Source organism: Pseudomonas sp. 05N431 (genome assembly GCF_056397005.1).
In genome coordinates, this window is the sequence record NZ_JBFTMN010000005.1 from 99557 (window position 1) to 121454 (window position 21898).

General features: G+C 59.8%; 22 protein-coding genes. 9 read left to right on the plus strand and 13 right to left on the minus strand.

Annotation, left to right across the window (positions count from 1 at the left end):
• Window positions 1–28: 28 nt before the first annotated feature.
• Window positions 29–475 (minus strand): response regulator, encoded by a 447-nt coding sequence (locus AC1DIG_RS11220; RefSeq protein ID WP_477767364.1) that lies wholly within the window; start codon window positions 473–475, stop codon window positions 29–31.
• 252 nt (window positions 476–727) lie between these two features.
• Between AC1DIG_RS11220 and AC1DIG_RS11225 the strand changes: the two genes are divergently transcribed.
• From AC1DIG_RS11225 to AC1DIG_RS11235, 3 genes are all read left to right on the plus strand, one after another.
• A complete protein-coding gene (locus AC1DIG_RS11225) occupies window positions 728–2668 on the plus strand; it encodes a putative nucleotidyltransferase substrate binding domain-containing protein (RefSeq protein ID WP_477767365.1) in 1941 nt (646 codons plus the stop codon).
• Window positions 2665–3372 carry a 3'-5' exonuclease gene (locus AC1DIG_RS11230; protein ID WP_477767366.1) on the plus strand — a complete coding sequence of 236 codons (708 nt, stop codon included), beginning with the start codon at window positions 2665–2667 and terminating at the stop codon, window positions 3370–3372. Before AC1DIG_RS11225 ends, AC1DIG_RS11230 begins: the two co-directional genes overlap by 4 nt.
• A gap of 187 nt (window positions 3373–3559) precedes the next feature.
• Window positions 3560–4189 carry a glutathione S-transferase gene (locus AC1DIG_RS11235; RefSeq protein WP_477767367.1) on the plus strand — a complete coding sequence of 210 codons (630 nt, stop codon included), beginning with the start codon at window positions 3560–3562 and terminating at the stop codon, window positions 4187–4189.
• A gap of 128 nt (window positions 4190–4317) precedes the next feature.
• Here AC1DIG_RS11235 and creD read toward each other — a convergent pair whose 3' ends face one another.
• The 4 genes from creD to rloA2 form a co-directional block, all read right to left on the minus strand.
• Window positions 4318–5679 carry a cell envelope integrity protein CreD gene (gene creD / locus AC1DIG_RS11240; RefSeq protein ID WP_477767368.1) on the minus strand — a complete coding sequence of 454 codons (1362 nt, stop codon included), beginning with the start codon at window positions 5677–5679 and terminating at the stop codon, window positions 4318–4320.
• A 128-nt stretch (window positions 5680–5807) separates the two neighbouring features.
• Window positions 5808–7229, minus strand: coding sequence for a two-component system sensor histidine kinase CreC (creC, locus tag AC1DIG_RS11245; protein WP_477767369.1), 1422 nt, complete (start codon window positions 7227–7229; stop codon window positions 5808–5810).
• Window positions 7229–7909 (minus strand): two-component system response regulator CreB, encoded by a 681-nt coding sequence (gene creB / locus AC1DIG_RS11250; protein ID WP_477767370.1) that lies wholly within the window; start codon window positions 7907–7909, stop codon window positions 7229–7231. The genes creC and creB overlap by 1 nt, the downstream gene beginning before the upstream one ends.
• Before the next feature lie 59 nt (window positions 7910–7968).
• The gene (gene rloA2, locus AC1DIG_RS11255) at window positions 7969–8472 is read right to left on the minus strand and encodes a retropepsin-like aspartic peptidase RloA2 (RefSeq protein WP_477767371.1); all 504 of its coding nucleotides are present in this window, start codon (window positions 8470–8472) and stop codon (window positions 7969–7971) included.
• Between the two features lie 276 nt (window positions 8473–8748).
• Here rloA2 and AC1DIG_RS11260 point away from each other — a divergent pair, with 276 nt between their 5' ends.
• Window positions 8749–9678, plus strand: coding sequence for an acyltransferase (locus tag AC1DIG_RS11260; RefSeq protein ID WP_477767372.1), 930 nt, complete (start codon window positions 8749–8751; stop codon window positions 9676–9678).
• On the opposite strand, the gene AC1DIG_RS11265 is transcribed toward AC1DIG_RS11260, so the two are convergent.
• Complete coding sequence (locus tag AC1DIG_RS11265) at window positions 9637–10203, minus strand: DUF2780 domain-containing protein (protein ID WP_477767373.1); 567 nt, start codon at window positions 10201–10203, stop codon at window positions 9637–9639. The two genes, AC1DIG_RS11260 and AC1DIG_RS11265, sit on opposite strands and share 42 nt — an antisense overlap.
• Window positions 10204–10333: 130 nt before the next feature.
• On the opposite strand from AC1DIG_RS11265, the gene AC1DIG_RS11270 reads away from it, so the two are divergent.
• On the plus strand, window positions 10334–10534 hold the full coding sequence (locus AC1DIG_RS11270) for a hypothetical protein (protein ID WP_477767374.1): 201 nt from the start codon (window positions 10334–10336) through the stop codon (window positions 10532–10534).
• Here AC1DIG_RS11270 and AC1DIG_RS11275 read toward each other — a convergent pair.
• Window positions 10493–11056, minus strand: a complete 564-nt coding sequence (locus AC1DIG_RS11275) for a DUF2780 domain-containing protein (RefSeq protein ID WP_477767375.1) — start codon at window positions 11054–11056, stop codon at window positions 10493–10495. The genes AC1DIG_RS11270 and AC1DIG_RS11275 overlap by 42 nt on opposite strands.
• A 224-nt stretch (window positions 11057–11280) precedes the next feature.
• Here AC1DIG_RS11275 and AC1DIG_RS11280 point away from each other — a divergent pair, with 224 nt between their 5' ends.
• The 4 genes from AC1DIG_RS11280 to AC1DIG_RS11295 all read left to right on the plus strand — a co-directional run bounded on the left by AC1DIG_RS11280 (window position 11281) and on the right by AC1DIG_RS11295 (window position 13873).
• Window positions 11281–11874, plus strand: coding sequence for a fasciclin domain-containing protein (locus AC1DIG_RS11280; RefSeq protein ID WP_477767376.1), 594 nt, complete (start codon window positions 11281–11283; stop codon window positions 11872–11874).
• A 54-nt stretch (window positions 11875–11928) separates the two neighbouring features.
• Window positions 11929–12561: a sigma-70 family RNA polymerase sigma factor gene (locus AC1DIG_RS11285; RefSeq protein ID WP_477767377.1), complete on the plus strand. Its 633-nt coding sequence runs from the start codon at window positions 11929–11931 to the stop codon at window positions 12559–12561.
• Window positions 12558–13232, plus strand: coding sequence for an anti-sigma factor (locus tag AC1DIG_RS11290; RefSeq protein WP_477767378.1), 675 nt, complete (start codon window positions 12558–12560; stop codon window positions 13230–13232). The genes AC1DIG_RS11285 and AC1DIG_RS11290 overlap by 4 nt, the downstream gene beginning before the upstream one ends.
• A 296-nt stretch (window positions 13233–13528) precedes the next feature.
• A complete protein-coding gene (locus AC1DIG_RS11295; protein ID WP_477767379.1) occupies window positions 13529–13873 on the plus strand; it encodes a hypothetical protein in 345 nt (114 codons plus the stop codon).
• Between the two features lie 72 nt (window positions 13874–13945).
• On the opposite strand, the gene fdhA is transcribed toward AC1DIG_RS11295, so the two are convergent.
• From fdhA to AC1DIG_RS11325, 6 genes are all read right to left on the minus strand, one after another.
• Window positions 13946–15145, minus strand: coding sequence for a formaldehyde dehydrogenase, glutathione-independent (fdhA, locus tag AC1DIG_RS11300; RefSeq protein ID WP_019580688.1), 1200 nt, complete (start codon window positions 15143–15145; stop codon window positions 13946–13948).
• 229 nt (window positions 15146–15374) lie between these two features.
• A complete protein-coding gene (purU, locus tag AC1DIG_RS11305) occupies window positions 15375–16232 on the minus strand; it encodes a formyltetrahydrofolate deformylase (protein WP_477767380.1) in 858 nt (285 codons plus the stop codon).
• Between the two features lie 109 nt (window positions 16233–16341).
• The gene (locus AC1DIG_RS11310; protein WP_477767381.1) at window positions 16342–16974 is read right to left on the minus strand and encodes a sarcosine oxidase subunit gamma; all 633 of its coding nucleotides are present in this window, start codon (window positions 16972–16974) and stop codon (window positions 16342–16344) included.
• A 166-nt stretch (window positions 16975–17140) separates the two neighbouring features.
• Window positions 17141–20158 carry a sarcosine oxidase subunit alpha gene (locus AC1DIG_RS11315; RefSeq protein WP_477767382.1) on the minus strand — a complete coding sequence of 1006 codons (3018 nt, stop codon included), beginning with the start codon at window positions 20156–20158 and terminating at the stop codon, window positions 17141–17143.
• Window positions 20155–20484 carry a sarcosine oxidase subunit delta gene (locus tag AC1DIG_RS11320; protein WP_054594370.1) on the minus strand — a complete coding sequence of 110 codons (330 nt, stop codon included), beginning with the start codon at window positions 20482–20484 and terminating at the stop codon, window positions 20155–20157. Before AC1DIG_RS11320 ends, AC1DIG_RS11315 begins: the two co-directional genes overlap by 4 nt.
• A gap of 156 nt (window positions 20485–20640) precedes the next feature.
• Complete coding sequence (locus AC1DIG_RS11325) at window positions 20641–21891, minus strand: sarcosine oxidase subunit beta (protein ID WP_019693993.1); 1251 nt, start codon at window positions 21889–21891, stop codon at window positions 20641–20643.
• Window positions 21892–21898: the final 7 nt, after the last annotated feature.

The window sequence follows — 21898 nt, forward strand, 5'->3', positions numbered from 1 at the left end:
TCGTTCCCACGCGTGGGGACGAGCACTGCTAAGGCTCCATCCCCAGCTGATGCTTGACCAGTGCCAACAGCTCTTTGCTATCGATGGGCTTGAGCAGAAAATCCACCACGCTCAAGTGCATGGCATCAATGACATCCCGGGCCTTGGCGTCACCGGAAACGATGATGATCGGCAATGCCGCCCGTTCCGACTCACGCACCTCACGGACCAGCTCCAGACCATCGATGTGACGCATCCGCAGATCGGTGATGAGCAACCCGATCGACTTGTTCGAGTCCAACAGTTTGAGTGCGCTTTCACCACTGGCTGCCGTCATGCTGCGGATGCCATCAAGCGCAAGAATTTCCGAAAGCAGCTCACGCGTGTCCTTGTCGTCGTCGACGATCAGCACACGTTGTGCCGGCAAGTCCGGTTCGTGCATGACTGCACTCAACGCTTCACGCTCGGCATCGCTCAAAATATCGTGGTCGGACATAAATCTCTCTACATATTCGGATTAATCCCCTAGCACCATAGTCGGACATCGCTAAGCAGAACTTAAATGTGCGCTTCGCCGGATAGTTTTCCAAGTGGGCTAATCAGCGGTTTTGCGCATTAATAGCGTAGGGTATTTCCGAAATTTCGCTTCCTGCACCGTTACCTAGACTTACGTCCAATGGGCACTCTTCGCACAGGGGCCGACCATGGCAGTGACTCCGACAACAACAAATCGAAAAAGACTGCGGTAATGGTTATGAGTAAAGCGGATGCCTTCACCCAGGCAGGGAAAACAGCAGTGCTGCAGAACATCCAGGGCACCTTGCAGTTCCTTCAGCGTTTCCCGCCGTTCAATCAGATGGAACACGCGCACTTGGCCTACCTGGTCGAACAATGCCAACTGCGCTTCTACGGTCCGGGCGAGAGCATCATCAAGCCCGCGGACGGACCGGTTGAGCATTTTTACATCGTCAAACAGGGCCGGGTGGTCGGCGAACGTCCGCACACGGCCAAGGGTGGCACCGAAACCACCTTCGAAATCACCACCGGCGAATGTTTCCCCCTCGCCGCACTGCTGGGTGAGCGCGCGACCCGTACCGAACACCTGGCCGCCGAAGACACCTTTTGCCTACAGTTGAACAAGTCGGCCTTCATCAAGCTGTTCGCCCTTTCCAGCACGTTTCGCGACTTTGCCCTACGCGGCGTCAGCAGTCTGCTCGATCAGGTCAACCAGCAAGTCCAGCAAAAAGCCGTGGAAACCCTCGGCACCCAGTATTCGCTCAATACCCGCCTCGGCGAATTGGCCATGCGCCATCCCGTGACCTGTAGCCCCGCGACCCCGCTGCGTGACGCCGTGACCCTGATGCACGAGCAACAGGTCGGCAGCATTGTGGTGGTCAATGAGCAGAAAGCCCCGCTGGGGATTTTCACCCTGCGCGACTTGCGTCAGGTGGTCGCCGATGGCACCAGTGACTTCAATCAGTCCATCGACCGGCACATGATCCACGCGCCGTTCTTCCTGACGCCGGACCACAGCGCGTTCGATGCGGCCATTGCCATGACCGAGCGACACATCGCCCACGTCTGCCTGGTGAAAGACCAACGCTTGTGCGGCGTGGTCTCGGAACGCGACCTGTTTTCCCTGCAACGCGTCGATCTGGTGCACTTGGCACGCACCATTCGCAGCGCGCCACGGGTGGAAAACCTGGTGGCCCTGCGCGGCGAAATCGGCCAACTGGTCGAGCGCATGCTCGCCCACGGCGCGTCCTCGACCCAAATCACCCACATCATCACCTTGCTCAACGATCACACCGTGTGCCGGGTCATCGAGCTGACGCTGGCCGATAAAGGCGACCCCGGCATACCGTTCAGCTGGCTGTGCTTCGGCAGCGAAGGCCGCCGCGAGCAGACGCTGTACACCGATCAGGACAATGGCATTCTCTTCGAGGCACGCGATGCGGTGCAGGCGGCCGAGATTCGCAGCAAGCTGTTGCCGATCGCCCAGCAGATCAATCAGAGCCTGGCGCTCTGCGGCTTTTCGCTGTGCAAGGGCAATATCATGGCTGGCAACCCGCAGCTGTGTTTGTCCCGTGCCGAATGGGCGCGGCGTTTCGCGGCGTTTATCCGCGAAGCAACGCCCGAGAATTTGCTCGGATCGAGCATTTACTTCGACCTGCGGGTGGTCTGGGGCGATGAGCAAGGCTGCGAGCAATTGCGCCGCGCGATTCTCGATCAGGTGGCGGACAATCGGTTGTTCCAGCGCATGCTGGCCATGAACGCCCTGCGCCAACGCCCGCCTGTTGGGCGTTTCCGCGAGTTCGTGCTGGAGAAAAAGAACGGTGAAAAAGCCACTCTCGACCTGAAAGTCCAAGGGCTGACCCCGTTTGTCGACGGTGCCAGGCTATTGGCGCTGGCCCATGGCATTGGGGTCAACAATACGCTGGAGCGCTTTCGTCAACTGGTGGCCAAAGAAGTCATCGACCCACTGGACGGTGCGGCCTATGAAGAAGCCTATCACTTCATCCAGCAAACCCGCATGCAGCAGCATCAGCGACAGACTCGTGAGAACCTGCCCCATTCCAATCGGGTCGATCCCGACAGCCTGAATCATCTGGACCGGCGAATCCTGCGTGAGTCCCTGCGTCAGGCCCAACGCCTGCAAAGCAGCCTGACCCTGCGGTATCAGCTATGAAGCTGTTTTCCTGGCTGCGCCCCGCCGGGCCGACACTGACCGCCGCGCAGCAACAACGCCTGGACCAACTGCCAAGCGCCCCGACGCTGGGCGAATGCAGCCTGCGCGAGCAACGCTGGGTGGTGGTCGACCTGGAAACCACCGGTTTGAACCTGAACAAGGACGTGGTGCTGTCGATCGGTGCCGTGGTGATCGAAGACGGCGCGATCGATTTCAGTCAGCAGTTCGAGCGAACCTTGCAGCGCAGCGACCATAAAATCGGGCCTAGCGTGTTGCTTCATGGCCTGGGCCCAAGCGCGATTGCCGCTGGCAGTGATCCGCGGGACGCGTTGCTGGATTTCATGAAGTTCGTCGGTGACAGCCCGTTGCTGGCGTTTCATGCACCGTTCGACCAGCACATGCTCGGTCGTGCCCTGAAGGACAGCCTGGGTTATCGCCTGCAGCATCCGTTCCTCGACGTTGCCGACATGGCGCCACTGCTGTGTCCACAGGCGAACATCCGCGAAGCCGGGCTGGACGACTGGATCAACTGGTTCAAGCTGCAAGTCTTCGAGCGCCATAACGCCAGCGCCGACGCGATGGCTACGGCTGAGTTGGTGTTGATCCTGTTCAACCGCGCGCGAACGCAGCAGATTCACAGCCCGCTGAATCTGCAACAGCGGTTGAGCCAGTGGAAACGCCGGCAGCAAAGCCATTCCTTCTAGGTTGTCAGCGTCTGTACCGACGCCATCGCGAGCAAGCTCGCTCCCACAGGTATAGTGGTGCCCTTGTGGGAGCGAGCTTGCTCGCGATAGCGATCTTGTGGGCACCACTAAACCCTCGCCAGCCGCGTTGGAACTTACTAGGCTAGATCTCTTGCCCATGCTCCCTGACTACAGCCGAGGAATGTCCATGTCCGCCCCCAGCATGACCTTGTTCCACAACCCTGCCTCGCCTTACGTGCGCAAAGTGATGGTGCTGCTGCATGAAACCGGTCAACTGGACCGCGTGGCGCTGCAACACAGCCAATTGACCCCGGTCAGCCCTGATGCCGCATTGAACCAGGACAACCCGCTGGGCAAGATTCCGGCGCTGCGCCTGGACGACGGCAACGTGTTGTACGACAGCCGGGTGATCCTCGAATACCTCGACCAGCAACATGTCGGCAATCCGCTGATCCCTCGCGAAGGCACGGCACGCTGGCGGCGCCTGACCCTGGCCGCGCTGGCCGACGGGATCATGGACGCCGCGGTGCTGATCCGTTACGAAGTCGCCCTGCGCGCGCCGGAGAAACACTGGGAACAATGGCTCGACGCCCAGCGCGACAAGATCCGCCGGGCCTTGGCAGTGCTGGAAGCCGACGCCATCGCCGAGCTGACCAGCCATTTCGACGTCGCGGCCATCAGCGTTGCCTGCGCCCTCGGGTATCTGGATTTGCGTCATCCGGACCTGGAGTGGCGCAAGAGCAATCCGCAACTCAGCGCCTGGTATGCCGAAGTCTGCCTGCGACCGTCGATGCTGGCGACCGTGCCGAAGGTTTAGCAGCACCTGCCGACCTGAGGGAGCGGGGCTTGCCGATGAGGGCATCACCCCGCTCCAACACAAACAACCTGGCAATCTGCATCGCCAACCATTCGCCCTGCAACTGATCCTCGCGCAACCCCAGCGACCTACTCATATACCACCTCTGGCTTGGCAATCTTGCCCTGGCCAATCCCGTACCAGTCCAGCTTGCGCGTCAGCACCATAAACACGCCCAGCAAGCCGAACAACAGCAGCGAGCCCATCAACAGCGCGTAATCCTCGGCACTCAACAAGCCGTAAAGCAAACCGTAGAGTGCCGCCAATCCCGCCGAAAAACTCAAGCCGTGGCGCGCACTGCGCAACACATGGCAGACATAGAAACCGATCAACAACACGCAGGCAGCGGCCGACAGCAGATACGCCAGGGCAAAGCCGATGTGCTCGGAGAGTGACAACAACAGCAGGTAGAAGAACGCCAGTGCCACGCCCACCAAGGCGTATTGAACCGGGTGTACCGCGAGGCTTTTCAGGACTTCGAAGAGAAAGAACCCGGCAAAGGTCAGCACGATAAACAGCAGCGCGTATTTGATCGCCCGATCGCTTTTGAGGTACTGATCCACCGGGTCGATGAAGCTGACACCGAAACTGCGGCTTTTGAACTCTTCACAGCTGGAATGGGACAAGCAGCTATTGAGTGCCTCTTCCAGATTGGTGGAGAAGAACGAGGTCTGCCAATTGGCGCTGAAACCTTCAGCACTGATCTCACGCTGGGCCGGCAGGTAGTTACCGATAAAGCTCGGATGCGGCCAGTTGGCTTTCAAACTGACTTTGCTGGTTTTGCCCACCGGGGTGATCTGCAACTGACCGGTGCCTTGCAGACGCAGGTCAAAACCGAAGGCCAATTCTGTGGCTTTGTTCGCATCCAGCACCGGCAGCCTGACGTGCACGCCCTCGCCCAGCCAGTCCACTTGCGTACCCGGAACAAAGTCCACGCTCTGGCCATCGAGTTCGAGCTTCAAGGCGTTTTCGATACCACGAATATCGCTGATGCCCACGGCCAGGAACGGCTGGTCGAACTGGTAGTCGGAAAAGTCCTCCTTGATGCCCAAGTGCTCCGGGATAGAAAAGTGCCCGCTGATCCGGTTGTCAGCGTGAAACAACCGCGCCTCGTAAATGCCACGGGCACGCAGTTCGGTTTGAACCTGGCCATCGAGTTCGAAACGTTCAGGAAGGAAATACAGTCGCCCCCGCTCCTGAGTCGTTTCCTGATAACGCTCGCTGGTTTTTTCGTTGGTTTTCCAGGTCCGGACCGCCTTGCGATACGGCACCACCATCAGCGGGCCGCTCAATTGCTGGCTGTAGCTGGAACTGCGGGCGATGTCCTCAAGGACACCGTTGCGCAGTTGCTGGCGGTCAAAAATCACTCCGCTGATCATCAGCAACGGGATCATCAACAGCACAATCAGAAGGGCAATTGCCCCAAGTTTTATGGCCAAGCTGCGGTTCATGGGTTCTCTCCCTGTTCGAATGAGGGAGAGTCTGGAAGCCGGGTGTGAGGGTTTTATGGGGGGAATGTGGAGAGTGTGTGGAGAAAAGCCCTACTGACTGATCGTTACCACGCAGAGCGTGGGAACGATCATCTGGGCAGACGCAGCGTCACCTCGACGCCGTTCGGCACATTGCCGACGTGCAATTCCCCCCCATGCAACTTGACTACTTCTTCAACGAAGTTAAGCCCAAGGCCGGTACTTTTACGTCCACTGTCCGGACGTGGCAGTGAATAGAAGCGTTCGCTCAAACGCCCCAGGGCGTAATCCGGGATCGGTTCGGCCTGATTGAACAGTTTGAATTCGACCTGCTCGGCATGCCGTTCGGCGGTGAAGCGCAAGACGCCGTGGGACGGGGAGAAATCCAGAGCGTTCTCCAACAGATTGCCCAGCGCCTGACGCAACAAGAACGGCTCGCCCAGCACATCCAGGTCCGTTGAAATCTGCGTCTCGATTTTCAACTGCTTGCGCTCGATGCGCGCATGCTGACCGCTGAGCAACTCATCGACCAATGCTGCCACCGGCACCGGTACACGCTCTTCCAGCCCTTGACGCTGTTCGACCTGCGCCAGGTTCAGCAAGCGCTCGATCAACTGCTGCATGCGCGCACTTTCGCTGTCGATATTGCTGACAAAGCGCTGTTGTTGTGTTGCCGGCATCTCGCCTTGCAGCAACTCGGCGGCACCGCGAATCGCCGCCAACGGACTCTTCAATTCATGGGTCAGGGTGTGCACATAACGTTCGACGTAAGCCTTGCCCTCCAATTGCGTGCGCATGTGCTCCACCGCTGTGGCCAGTTGCTCCAGCTCACCCCCGCGATAATGCGGCAGCTCGGCCCTCCGGCCTTCGCTGACCGCCTGGGCGTAGGCGGTCAAACGCCGCAATGCAACACTCAGCCACCAGGACAACGCCGCACCGAACAACAAGCCGAGGCCGATCAACCCGGCGCCGTACCAAAGCAATCGACGTTCGGTGCGGTCGACGTAAGGCTGCAATGAGCTGTTGGGCTTGGCCACGGTGACCACGCCGATGATCTGCCCGTTATCGCGGATCGGCGCGCCAACGTGCATCACCGAAGAAGTGGCATCGTCAGCGATGCTGCGGGTCGAACGTGCGCCGTATTCGCCGCGTAAGGTCAGGTACACATCGTTCCAGCGCGAATAGTCCTGGCCCACTGCTACGCCGCTGGAGTCCAGCACCACGATGCCCTTGGCATCCGTGACGTAAATACGGTGGTTGACCGAATTTTTTGGTAACCCCCAGATCGTCGCCGCCGGTTGCCGCTCACCGTAAGCCTTGAGTAATTCGGGCCAGCGATTCTGGTTGAGGGTGCCCGCCTTGAAGTCGTCACGCAGGATTTCGGCCATCAGGTTGGCGGTGTCCACCAGGGTTTCTTCGGTGGACTGGCGTACGCCGGGGCGGACTTCTTCCATCACCGTGTTGAGCACGAAGTAACCGGTCAGGCCGATGAACAGTACATAGACCAGGAAAATCCGGATTCCCAACGGCATCAGCTATTCCCCGGGCTGTAGCTGTAACCCAGGCCACGGTGAGTCTGGATCGGCTCCGCACTGGCAGCCACCAGACGTAACTTGGCGCGCAGGCTTTTGATGTGGCTGTCGATGCTGCGCTCATAACCCGCATCGGCGGCGACTCCCAGCGCATCGAGCAATTGCTCGCGGCTGAAAACCCGCTCGGGTTGCTCCAGCAAACACTGCAACAGACGGAATTCGTGGCGGGTCAGGCCCAGGGGTTGACCGCGATAGCTGATCAGCACGCGATCGGTGTCGACCTGGAACACTGCGCTGGACAACTCGTTCACCGCGCGCGGCGCCATGCGTTTGAGAATCGCCCGGACCCGCGCCGCCACTTCCCGAGGGCTGAATGGCTTGACTACATAATCGTCGGCGCCGATCTCCAGCCCCACGACCCGATCGATCTCGCCGTCGCGGGCACTGAGGAACATCACCGGCACTTCGCTGAAGCGCCGCAACTGCTTACAGGTCTCAAAGCCGCTGATGTCCGGCAGGCCAATATCCAGAATGATCAAGTCCGCCGGTGTCACGCGCTGATGCTCGAGCGCCGCCGCGCCGAGGCTTAACCAGGTGGTGGTGAAGCCTTCGCCCTGCAAGGCAAAAATCAGCGTGTCGGCAATTGCCGCTTCGTCTTCGACAATCAGGATATGAGGCATGGCATCCAAGCCCGGCAATTAAGTGGGCGAACGGTGCCCCAAGGCTGATTCGGCGTCAATCAGCAGTCAGGCTTATCCGCGACGAAGCGTCTGGCCGGGTTCACCGCCGCGCCAAACTCACGTAATGCCTTGGCACCGATCAGCAGAGGGTAATTGAAACTGCTGCGGTCGGTCAGGTTGACCTCGACCGTGCGCTTGATGCTGCCCAGGCACAGCTCCAGATCAATCACTGGACGCTTGGCCACATCGGACACGTTCTTCTCGTCGTCTTCATCGGCGCGGCTTTTGATTTTGCTGATCCTCGATATCTTGTGTTCGAAAATCTTGTTGCTTGCATCCTTGGTGCCCAGACGGAAGCGCACCCAGTCTTCGCCATTGCGGGTGAAGGTTTCGATGTCCTTGGCCGACAGGGACGCCGTCAGCGCGCCGGTATCCATCTTGGCCTTGAGAACCTGGCCACCGATTTCCGGCAGCTTGATGTATTCGTAACGACCATAAAGAGTCGGCTCGGCCGCCATGACCGGCAGGGCCAGAAGGGCTAACAATGCGATGACAGATTTCACGTAATGGATTCCCTGAGGGTAGGACGACGGGATTTTAGACCTTTGTTGTGTCGATCGTTCACACGCTCTGCGTGGGAATGCAGCCCGGGACGCTCTGCGTCCCAACAGCGGACGCAGAGCGTCCATTGAGGCATTCCCACGCAGAGCGTGGGAACGATCAACGGCCAGTCGCTGGAGCATACCCAGACAAAAGTGAAACATTCGTCGCCACCCGCATTTGGCCTCTGGGCCGAAGCTGCTTATCATTGCGCGCCCAAACGCTTACAAGAGTTATTTATGCGCCGCCTGCTCACCGGCTGTTTCGTCACCTTGCTGCTGTTGCTCAACACCCTGGTCCTGTTCGGTCCGTTGATGGTGTTTGCCCTGCTGAAACTGCTCTTGCCGGGGCGCTTGCGTGATTACGCCAGTGCGGCGGTGATGTGGATCGCCGAGACCTGGGCCGAAATCGACAAGCTGATTTTCGCCCTGTGCATCCCCACACAATGGGACATTCGCGGCGGCGAAGGCCTGCGGGTCGACACCTCGTATCTGGTGATCAGCAACCACCTATCCTGGGTCGACATCCCGGCGCTGATCCAGACGCTCAACCGGCGCACGCCGTTCTTCAAGTTCTTCCTGAAGAAAGAGCTGATCTGGGTGCCGTTTCTGGGCCTGGCCTGGTGGGCATTGGATTACCCGTTCATGAAGCGCTACAGCAAAGCCTTCCTGGCCCGACACCCGGAACTGCACGGCAAGGACCTGGAGATCACCAAAGCCGCCTGCGAGTTGTTCAAGCGCCAGCCGGTGAGTGTGGTCAACTACCTGGAAGGCACTCGCTTCACGCCGGCCAAACGCACCGAACAGCAATCGCCGTTCAAGCACTTGCTCAAGCCCAAGGCTGGCGGCGTGGCGTTTGTCCTGGCGGCGCTGGGTGAACAGCTGGATGCGGTGCTCGATGTGACCGTGGTGTATCCACAGGCGAAGATTCCGGGTTTCTGGGATCTGATCAGCGGTGCGGTGCCTAGGGTGATCATCGACATCAAGACCCGCGAGCTGGATCCGGCGTTGTGGCAGGGTGATTACGAAAACGATCCGGCGTTTCGCCAGAGCGTCCAGAACTGGGTCAACCAGCTCTGGACCGAGAAGGACTCACGCATCGACGCGTTGCGCGCCGAGCCGGTTGAATCAACCGTCGGCGCCCCAGATCCCGCCAAGGCTATTGAGTAGCGAACCGCCGACACCCTGCTGACCGAGGAATTGCAGCAGGATCGGGGTAAACTGGCCGATCATGCCGCCGTCCATGCCCAGCGCGCTGAAGGCGCTGCTCAGGTCATTGGTGTTCTTCACGTTATCCAGGTTGCCCAGGACGCTGTCCAGAGGCGACGACTTGCCGGACGAGCCACCGAGCAGTCCGCCAAGCATACCCAGACCACCACCAGCCGACAGCATGCCCAGCCCCGGCGCGTCTTTGGTCAACTGCGAATAGTCGGTCGAGCTCAACTGGTTCTTCGCCAGACCCAGCATGGCGCTCGTGCCACCGATGGCCTGTTCCGGGGTCACGTTCAGCACACTCAGCGCGCTCAACAGGCCTGTTGCCTGCGGGGTCGATGCAGCGTCAGCCGTCTCGTCGTCTCCGTCCTGCATGCCGGACACAACACCCGCCACATCGTTCAGGCTGAAGCCGGCAGCGAAGACCGGGCTGGTCGCCAGGGTCATGAGCGAAGCCAAAACAAAACCGCGTGAAATCTTCATCGAAACCAACTCCTGAACCCTGAAAGCCACCCGAATGCGGGCGGAAAACTGCTGGTTTGACCGAAACGGGTCAGGCATTGTTCCGTGGCCACGCCAGCCTTTTTAGCACTGCCAGGCGAAGCTCCAGGAGGTGATCATCGATATCAAGACCTGTGAGCTGGATCCGACGTTGTGCCAGGGTGATTACGAAAACGCTCCGGCGTTTCGCCAGAACGTCCAGAACCGGGTCAACCAGCTCTGGTCCGAGAAGGGCTCACGCTTCGACGCCTTGCGTGCCGAGCGGGTTGAATCAGCCGCCGGCGCCCCAGATCCCGCCGAGGCTGTTGAGTAGCGAACCGCCAACGCCCTGCTGCCCGAGGTATTGCAGCAGGATCGGGGCAAACTGGCCGATCATGCCGCTGTCCATGCCCAACGCGGTGAAGGCGTTGTTCAGGTCATTGGTGTTCTTGACGTTGTCCAAGGCGCTGTCCAGGCCTGCCGACTTACCAGGCGAACCACTGAGCAGACCGCTCAAGCCACCCAGGCTGCCCAATGCATTGCTGCCCGATAGCTGATCAAGACCCGGCACTTTATTGGTCAACTGGGAATAGTCGGCCGCGCCCAACTGATTCTTCGCCAGCCCCAACATGGCTCCCGTGCCACCAATCGCCTGCTCCGGTGTGACGTTCAGCGAACTCAGCGCGCTCAACAGACCTGCTGCCTGCGGGGTCGGTGTAGCGGCAGCCGTCTTGTCGCTGCCCTGCATACCGGACACGGCACCGGCCACATCGTTCAGGCTGAAGCCTGCGGCGAAGACCGGGCTGGTCGCCAGCGTCATGAGCGAAGCCAAAGCAAAACTGCGGGAAATCTTCATCGAAACCAACTCCTGAACCCTGAAAGCCACCTGCAATCAGGTGACGGAAACCAGCCGTTTAACTGGTCGCGACATTAATTGTTCCCGGCCATTGTGCGCCGCACCGGCTTGCGTGAAATCTAGCCGAAAAATAATTTTCCTGCGTTGCATCCGATCTCCGGCCGACTGCGTATATCAAGCACGGACAGACATTCCTGGCCGATTCCTCACCTAGGACAATCACCATGAAGCGCACTTCGATTAAAACCCCACTGATCGCCAGCCTGCTGAGCCTGGCCGTGACCTGTGGTTTGACCCTCAACAGCGTGCACGCGGCAGACATGAGCCACGACTCTGTAATGGTCGGTGGACAAGCCATGATGCCGAGCAAGGACATCATCGATAACGCCGTTAACTCGGCGGATCACACCACCCTGGTCGCCGCCGTGAAAGCCGCCGGTCTGGTCGATACCCTCAAGGGTAAGGGTCCGTTCACCGTATTCGCACCGGTCAACGCGGCGTTCGCCGCCCTGCCCGCCGGCACCGTCGACACCCTGCTCAAACCCGCCAACAAAGCCACGCTGACCCACATCCTCACCTACCACGTGGTCGCCGGCAAACTCGACATGGCGACGCTGGCCCAGCAGATCAAGGCTGGCGGCGGTAAAGCCGAACTCACCACCGTCAGCGGCGGCAAGCTGTGGGTGACGATGAACGGCCCGCATAACATCACCCTCAAGGACGAAAAAGGCGCCACCGCCGACATCACTACCTATGACGTGTTCCAATCCAACGGCGTAATTCAAGTCATCGACAAAGTGCTGATGCCGAAAAGCTAAGCGCTGACGCCGGCCCTGCAGATCAGGGCCGGCGTTGCCTTGAGGGCTGTCGCCGTGAATGGAACAACAACGCGCCGTGAACTAACCTCAGCCTGCAACCGACAGCGCATACCCACCGAGATTGCCTGGAGAACGGTCATTTCCACCGCCGACGCCGAACCGCTCAGACAGCTACTCGCCCAATGTTCACTGGGTGACCGCCGTGCGTTCGAGACGCTCTACCGCAGCGTTGCGCCGCGCCTGCATGGCGTGGCGCTACGCTTCATGGGGCGCAGTGACCTGGCCGAAGAGGTGCTGCAGGAAAGCTTCGTGCGCATTTGGAACAACGCCTCGCGCTATCAGGCGCATTTGTCGGCGCCAATGACCTGGATGATCAACATCACCCGCAACCAGGCCATCGACCAGTTGCGCAAACACCGCGACCGCCGCCTCAGCGACCTGGAAGAACAGGCGCTGGTCGACGAAGCGCCCTCGGCCCAGGAGCTACTCAGCAGCGACCGTGAAGCCAGCGCGCTGAAGCGCTGCCTGGAGACCCTTGAAGGCATGCAGCGTCAATCGATCACGGTGGCCTACTTTCAGGGCTTATCCTGCGCTGAACTGGCCGATCATCTGGCGGCGCCCCTGGGCTCGGTCAAGTCCTGGATTCGACGTGGAATGGAGCGCCTGCGCAGGTGCCTTGAATCATGAACTATCAAACCCAGCGCTTGCGCCGCGCCCTCGCCGCCGACTACGCGATTGGCCTGATGCCCGCCGCCGCTCGCCGCCGCTTCGAACAGCTACTGCTGGACGACGCCGAACTGCGCGTTGAACTGGCCAAGTGGCAAGAAAGCCTGGCCAGCCTCAACGAACCCTTGGTCGAAGTACCGGTGCCCGATCGGATATGGACAGCCATCAACGCGCGGATCGAACCGCAAGAACTGCACGTTCCGGCCAAACGTCCGTTCTGGAACTGGTTGCGCGTGACAGTGGCCGTCTGCTCGCTGCTGGTGGCAGTGACGCTGGGCATTCTCTACAACCGCGACAGCAGCCAGTACAGCGCCACCTTGCTCAGCGCCAGCGCGCAGCCTGCCTTGCGAATCAAGGCTCATGACGATTATCTGCAAGTCGAACCGCTTGCCTTGGCCGCCGTCGCCCCCGGACACAGTCTCGAGTTATGGGCGGTTCCCGCCGATGGCAAACCGATCTCCCTGGGCGTAATCCCGGCGGGCGGTAAAGGTCGGGTCGCGTTAAGCGAAAAACAGCATGCGCTGCTGGGTAAACCGATAGCGCTGGCGGTCAGCCTTGAACCTGAAGGCGGTTCACCGACCGGGCAGCCGACGGGGCCGGTGTTGTATCAGGGGGCGTTAGCGGGACTCTGAATCAAGGCACAAAACCTGTGGGAGCGAGCTTGCTCGCGATAGCAGTGGGTCAGTCGACACTCATGTTGAATGAGCTACCGCCATCGCGAGCAAGCTCGCTCCCACAGGGGATGCGCTGTTATACATTTGATCGTTCCCACGCACTGTGTCCGTCGCTTTTCATACTTTATTCCCCCTCCTTCCGATTAGTTGAATAACTTATTTCTAATTCGTATAAACAACTGTCATATCTGACAGTAGGCACAAACAGGGAAGCCCACCAGCATTAGCACTCCAACTACGTAATGGAGTACACGATGATGCAAAGCAAAATTGCGGTGGGTATGTTTGCAATGATGGCGCTGATGGGTAACGTTTATGCAGCAGATATCAACAGCTGCCCTAAAGTGAGCGACATCAAATCAACGCCTTATACGGATCCCAGTGTTCCTGTGCCTCACAATACGGGGTTCAAGTACACTGCGAGTAGCAATGGTAAAACATGGTCTGGCGAAACGCTCTCCACCAGAGATGACTTTCTAGATCCAAAATACGAGTTGAAAGCTGAAAACTATAGTGGAGATATTTGTAGCTACGGTGGCAAAACGATCAAAGAGAACAACGAAACATCCATTCCTTACCTGAAGCTCAAGGCAAGCTAACGCCGAGAGCGTTTCGCTAGCATTAATTGATTAACATAAAAAATGGGCGACCTCAGGGTCGCCCATTTTTTCTCACGCCGCGCTAAACAACTTGTGCGGATCGATCACAAACTTCTTCGGTACACCGGCATCGAATTCGCCGTAACCGCGTGGTGCGTCGTCGAGGCTGATAACCTCGACACCCACGATGTCGGCAATCTTGATGCGGTCCCACATGATCGCCTGCATCAGCTGGCGGTTGTACTTCATCACCGGGGTCTGGCCGGTGTGGAAGCTGTGGGATTTGGCCCAGCCCAGACCGAAGCGGATGCTCAGGCTGCCCATTTTCGCGGCGGCATCGACTGCGCCCGGATCTTCTGTCACGTACAGGCCAGGAATACCGATTTTGCCAGCGACGCGAACCACGCCCATCAGCGAGTTGAGCACGGTGGCCGGTGCTTCGTGTTTCACACCGGCATGGCCATGACCACGGGCTTCGAAGCCCACGGCATCGACGGCGCAATCCACTTCAGGTTCGCCCAACAGTGCAGCGATTTGTTCGTGCAGTGGGGTGTCTGTCGACAGGTCGGCGATTTCGAAACCTTGAGCCTTGGCATGGGCCAGGCGGATCGGGTTGACGTCACCGATGATCACCACCGCAGCACCCAGCAGGCGAGCGGAAGCGGCAGCTGCCAGGCCAACCGGGCCGGCGCCGGCGACGTACACGGTGCTGCCAGGGCCAACGCCGGCAGTCACTGCGCCGTGGTAACCGGTGGGCAGGATGTCGGAGAGACAGGTCAGGTCACGGATTTTTTCCATGGCCCGGTCGCGATCCGGCAGTTTCAGCAGGTTGAAATCGGCATACGGCACAAACGCGTATTCGGCTTGGCCACCGGTCCAGTCACCCATGTCGACATAACCATAGGCACCGCCCGGACGCGCCGGGTTAACGCTCAGGCAGACGCCAGTATGTTGCTCTTTGCACGAACGGCAACGGCCACAGGCAACGTTGAAAGGTACCGACACCAAGTCGCCGATCTGCAGGTTCTCGACACCGCTGCCCTTCTCGATCACTTCACCGGTGATCTCGTGACCCAGTACCAGACCGGTTTGGGCCGTGGTGCGACCACGCACCATGTGCTGGTCGGAACCACAGATATTGGTGGATACCACACGCAGGATGACACCGTGCTCGATCTTCCTGCCGCGCGGGTCCTGCATTTTGGGATAGTCGATTTTCTGTACTTCGACCTTGCCAGCGCCGAGATACACCACACCACGATTACCAGACATGCTTTCACCTCGCTGTTGTTTTTATGTAGCGGTCGCGTCGCCAGGAATCGGCGGCGCGTTAATTGCTCGGGTTATTGCCTGTGTGCTTTTGTGTTGTTTGGGAGGGCCTCTTCGCGAGCAAGCCCGCTCCCACAGGGGATTTGTGTCAGTACACAGATCCCGGTCACACCCCAGATCCAATGTGGGAGCGGGCTTGCTCGCGAATGGGTCGCGAAGCGGCCCCAAAAATCTAAAGAACTACTGTTCTGTTGGCGTTGAGAAACACCCGCCGTTCAATGTGATACCCAACCGCTCGGGCCAACGTCAGCCCTTCGATATCCCGCCCCTTGGCAATCAGGTCTTCGGGATAATGACTGTGATCCACCGCTTCCACGCCTTGGGCAATGATCGGGCCCTCGTCGAGGTCGTTGTTGATGTAGTGCGCCGTGGCGCCTACCAGTTTCACACCCTTGTTGTAGGCCTGGTGATACGGCTTGGCGCCTTTGAAACCGGGCAGCAACGAGTGATGGATATTGATCGCCTTACCGTCGAGCTTGCGGCACAGCTCCGGCGACAGCACTTGCATGTAGCGCGCAAGCACCACCAGCTCTGCACCGGACTCTTCGATCACCTGCCAGACTTGCCGCTCTTGTGCAGGCTTGTCGTTCGGGTCGAGCGGGAAGTGGTAATAGGGAATTCCATGCCAATCGGCCAACGGCTTGAGGTCCGGGTGGTTGGACACCACCGCGACCACATCCATCGCCAGTTGGCCGATGCGCTGGCGATAGAGCAAATCGTTGAGGCAGTGATCGGCCTTGGAGACCATGATCACCACTTTTGGCCGGTGGTGCGGCGGGGTCAGTTCGAACACCATGCCGAACGCGTCGGTCCGTCCGGCTAAACCGGTGCGGAACGCCTGTTCGTCGAAATTGTCGGGCTGACGGAATTCCACACGTATGAAGAAGCGACCCGAAAGCCGATCATCGAAGGAGTGGTGCTCGGTGACGTAGCAACCCTGCTCAAACAGAAAACGGGTCACCGCATCCACCGTGCCCAGGACGCTGGGGCAATCGGCGGTCAAAATCCATGTGTCTGGGGCGCGGCTCATTTCGTGCATCTCCTCTGATCGTTCCCACGCTCCGCGTGGGAATGCCGCCAGTGACGCTCTGCGTCACCGCCGTAGAGCTGGACGCGGAGCGTGGGAACGATCATCAGTGTCAGGCCTGAACGCTCAGGCCGTATTCCGCCGCTGCATCCTGCAACCACAGCCACCAGTAATCCGAGAAGCTGCGGCGAATCAGCAGTTCCCAGGTGTCTTCAGCGGTGTGGCGGATCACCAGTTGCGACTTGGCGAACACGGTGCCCACGGCTTTGCCCACCGGGAAGTTGTTGGGGTGCACGTCGTAGCTGGTGGACTTCATCAGCACTTCGCGGACTTTCGGGCCGCTCAGCTCAAGAAGCTGCTGGCCGCCGCTGACGTTGACGATGGCGATGTGCAGATCGCCCAGCGCTTCACGCAGTTTCTTCTCGGCGGCGAACTCTTCACCGCTCGGCACGATCAGCAGCCACTCGTCCGGGCCCATCCATTGCAGGCTGGTTTCGCCTTTGGCGACCACGGTCAGCGCGACCGGCAGCTCAAGGCTCAGGGCCTTGTGCACGCCAGCGGCGAATGCCGGATTGTGGCCATCGCCACGAATGGTCAGGTGACCCAGGAGTTTTTTCTCACGCACGGTGACACCGGCGTTTTTACGGCCCTTGCCCACCAGGCTTTGCAGGCCCGCGTGGTGCAGCGACGACTCGGCCTTTGCCCCAGTGGTTGGGCGCTGTTGGTAAACGTTGGCTGTGGTCATAAAGCACCTGTCTTGAATTCTGTTGGTTCCGGCCCTGGCGGTGGCAACTCTGCCGCCATCGCGAGCAAGCTCGCTCCCACAAGGGTTACGCGATCTCCTGTGGGAGCGAGCTTGCTCGCGATGCAGTCAACGCGGTGCAGCTGCCACCCCACAGGATTCGAGGCCACTAGATGTTCTGGCGATCGCCTTTCGGATCGAAGAACACCGAAGAAACGATTTCCGCTTCGATCACGCTGCCGTCGGCCAACGGCGCGAACACGCGCTCGCCGAGGCGCTTCAAGCCGCCTTTGACCACACCCATGGCAAACGAATAGCCGAGGGAGTTGTGGGCGTAGCTGGAAGTCACGTGACCGACCATGCTCATCGGGATCGCTTGCTTGGTGTTGAACACCAGTTGCGCACCTTCCGGCAGCCATTTGGTCGGATCGATCGGCTTGAGGCCGACCAACTGTTTGCGTTGATCACGCACACAGTCTTCACGGTTCATGCCACGCCAGCCGATCCACGAGAACGGTTTGGTGCGACCGACGCACCAGCCCATGTTCAGGTCGTCCGGGGTCATCGAGCTGTCAGTGTCCTGGCCGACGATGATGAAACCCTTCTCGGCCCGCAGGACGTGCATGGTTTCAGTGCCGTACGGCGTCAGGTTGTACTTCTTGCCAGCCTCAACGATTTTCTCCAGGACGCCCATCGCATAGTCGGCCTGTACGTTGACTTCGTACGACAGCTCACCGGTAAACGAGATCCGGAACACCCGCGCTGGCACGCCGCCTACCAAACCTTCTTTCCAGGTCATGAACGGGAAGCCGTCCCTGTCCAGATCGATGTCGGTGACTTCGCTGAGCAGCTTGCGGCTGTTCGGCCCGGACAGGGTCATGGTCGCCCAGTGGTCGGTAACCGAGGTGAAGTACACCTTCAGGTCTGGCCATTCGGTCTGGTGATAGATTTCCAGCCATTGCAGCACGCGCGCAGCGCCGCCGGTGGTGGTGGTCATCACGAAGTGGTTGTCGGCGAGGCAGGCGGTGACGCCGTCGTCGAAGACCATCCCGTCTTCTTTACACATCAGGCCGTAACGAGCCTTGCCCACGTCGAGCTTGGTCCAGGCGTTGGTGTAGACGCGGTTGAGGAACTCACGCGCATCCGGGCCTTGAATGTCGATCTTGCCGAGTGTCGAGGCATCCAGCAGGCCAACGCTTTCACGCACGGCCAGGCATTCGCGCTTCACTGCGGCATGCAGGTCTTCACCGTTTTTCGGGAAGTACCAAGGACGTTTCCACTGACCGACGTCTTCAAACTCGGCGCCGTTCTTCACGTGCCAGGCGTGCAGTGCGGTGTAACGCACTGGCTCGAAGATGTGCCCACAGTGACGACCGGCTACCGCACCGAAAGTCACCGGTGTGTAGTTCGGGCGGAACATGGTGGTGCCCATCTGCGGGATTGTCACGTTCAGCGAACGGGCGGCGATGGCCAGACCGTTGACGTTGCCAAGCTTGCCCTGGTCAGTACCGAAGCCCAGTGCGGTGTAACGTTTTACGTGCTCGACCGACTCGAAGCCCTCGCGGGTCGCCAGTTCGATGGCGGCAGCGGTGACGTCGTTCTGCAGGTCGACGAATTGCTTCGGCGCACGTGCGGTAGCCTTTTCGTGCGGCACCTGGAACAGCGCCAGAGTCGGCTCTTCGACACGGCTCAGGGCTTTCGGCAGGACGCCTTCGACCGCTTTGAAGCCGGCTTCGCTGGCTGCGCGCACGCCGCCTTCAAAACCGTCGGCCAAGGAATCGCCGAGGCTGTAGACGCCATTGATGCCGCCAACGCAGACGCGTTTTTGTGGTGCTTCGCCCGGAATGAAACCGAGGATGTCTTCACGCCAGATCGGTTTGCCGCCCAAGTGCGAGGCCAGGTGAACCACCGGGCTGTAGCCGCCGGAACTGGCAACCAGATCGCATTCAAGCCATTCGCCAGGGCTGGTGACGGTGTGCGCCTTGACGTCGATCGCGGCAACACGAGCAGCGGTGACGCGCTTGCTGCCGCGTGCTTCGATGACGGCACTGCCGGTCAGGATACGGATGCCTTTGGCGCGTGCTTCTTCTACCAGCGCACCGCGAGGATTGCTCCGCGCATCGGCGATGGCCACCACTTGCAGGCTGGCGTCGAGCCAGTCCAGCGCCACGCGGTAGGCGTGATCGTTGTTGGTCGACAGCACCAGTTTCTTGCCCGGTGCAACGCCGTAACGGCGCACGTAAGTCGAGACGGCACCGGCCAGCATGTTGCCCGGCACGTCGTTGTTGCCGTAGACCAGCGGACGCTCGTGAGCGCCGGTCGCCAGCACTACGCGCTTGGCGCGAACCCGGTGGATACGCTGACGAACCTGGCCGATCGGTGCGCGGTCGCCGAGGTGATCGGTGAGGCGCTCGTGAATGGTCAGGAAGTTGTGGTCGTGGTAACCGTTGACGGTTGCACGAGGCAACAGCAGCACGTCTGGCAAGCCTTTGAGTTCAGCGATAACGCTGGCCACCCATTCAGTCGCCGGTTTGCCGTCGAGGCTTTCACGGGAATCGAGCAGGCTGCCGCCAAACTCTTCCTGCTCATCGGCCAGAATCACTCGGGCGCCGCTGCGCGCAGCCGCCAGGGCAGCCGCCAGACCGGCCGGGCCACCGCCGACGATCAGCACGTCGCAATGCTGGTTCATGTAGTCGTAGGTGTCCGGATCGTTTTCGGTCGGCGAACGACCCAAACCTGCGGCCTTACGAATGTACTTCTCGTAGGTCATCCAGAACGATTGCGGGTACATGAAGGTTTTGTAGTAGAAACCCGGTGGCATCAGCTTGCCGCCGACCTTGCCGAGAATCCCCATCATGTCGTTGTTCACGCTCGGCCAGCCGTTGGTGCTGGTGGCGACGAGACCCTGGTACAGCGCCTGTTGAGTGGCGCGTACGTTAGGAATTTGCGTAGCTTCGGTGGCACCGATCTGCAGCACCGCGTTCGGCTCTTCAGCGCCTGCGGCGAAGATCCCGCGAGGACGCGAATACTTGAAGCTGCGACCGATGATGTCGACGCCGTTGGCCAGCAATGCAGCGGCCAGCGAGTCGCCTTCAAAGCCTTTGTAGACCTGGCCGTTGAAAGTGAAGCTCAGGACTTTGTTGCGGTCGATCCGTCCACCGTTGGACAGGCGATTGATCTGGCTCATACCTTCGCTCCCAGAGCCTGCGCGGCCGCTTTCGGACTTTCAGTCTTGTCGGTGAACTGCGGCTTGGTGCCGATCTTGTAGGTTTCGAGAATCTCGTAGGTCACGGTGTCACGGGTGACGTTGAAATACTGACGGCAACCGGCAACGTGATCCCACAGCTCGTGGTGCAACCCGCGAGGGTTATCACGGAAGAACATGTAGTCGCCCCACTGCTCGTCGGTGCAGGCGCTCGGGTCCAGTGGACGCGGGATGTGCGCCTGGCCGGATGCATGGAATTCCTCTTCGGAGCGCAGTTCGCCGCAGTGAGGACAGAAGATGTGCAACATAGGGATTTCTCCTATCAAGCGCCGTGAAAACGTAGCGAGCGAAGGCAAGACAAGGCAAAAACAGGAGAGAAAGCGGAGCTTAGTTTACTAAGTGAGCATTTCGAGCCTGCTTTTAACGCCGTATTGCCGAGCGCAGTAGTTTTCATGGGGCCTTTGTTAGTGGGCGACCGCAGCAGCGCCGTGTTCATCGATCAACGCACCGCTGTGGAAGCGGTCGATGGAGAAAGGTGCAGCCAATGGGTGCATTTCACCTTTGGCAAGGCTGGCGGCAAACACGTTGCCCGAGCCTGGAGTCGCTTTAAAACCACCGGTGCCCCAACCGCAGTTGAAGAACATGTTCGGTACCGGCGTTTTCGAGATGATCGGGCAGGCGTCCGGCGTGGTGTCGACGATGCCGCCCCACTGGCGGTTCATGCGTACGCGGGACAAGACCGGGAACATCTCGACGATGGCCTGGATGGTGTGCTCGATCACCGGGTACGAACCGCGCTGGCCGTAGCCGTTGTAACCGTCGATACCGGCACCGATTACCAGGTCGCCCTTGTCGGACTGGCTGATGTAACCGTGTACGGCGTTGGACATGATCACGCTGTCGATAATCGGCTTGATCGGCTCGGACACCAGCGCTTGCAGCGGGTGGGATTCGATCGGCAGACGGAAGCCGGCCAGTTTGGCCATGTGCCCGGAGTTACCCGCCGTGACCACACCGACGCGCTTGGCGCCGATGAAGCCCTTGTTGGTTTCAACGCCGATGCACACGCCGTTTTCCTTGCGGAAACCGATCACTTCGGTCTGCTGGATCAGGTCCACGCCCAAGGCATCGGCCGCACGGGCAAAGCCCCAGGCCACGGCATCGTGACGGGCCACGCCGCCGCGACGCTGGACGGTAGCGCCCATCACCGGGTAGCGAGTGTTTTTCGAGCAGTCGAGGTACGGAATCTCGTCAGCCACTTGCTGAGCGGTGAGCAGTTCGCCATCGACGCCGTTGAGGCGGTTGGCGCTGACCCGACGCTCGGAATCACGAATGTCCTGCAGTGTGTGGCACAGGTTGTAGACGCCACGCTGCGAGAACATCACGTTGTAGTTCAAGTCCTGGGACAGACCTTCCCAGAGTTTCATCGCGTGTTCGTACAGGTGGGCCGACTCGTCCCACAGGTAGTTGGAACGCACGATGGTGGTGTTGCGCGCGGTGTTACCGCCGCCCAGCCAGCCTTTTTCGACGACGGCCACGTTAGTGATGCCGTGTTCCTTGGCCAGGTAATAGGCGGTCGCCAGACCATGCCCGCCGCCGCCGACGATGACGACGTCGTAGACTTTTTTAGGAGTCGGCGTGCGCCACATCCGCTGCCAGTTTTCGTGGTGGCTGAGGGAGTGTTTGAAGAGGCCGAAGCCTGAGTAGCGTTGCATAGTCATT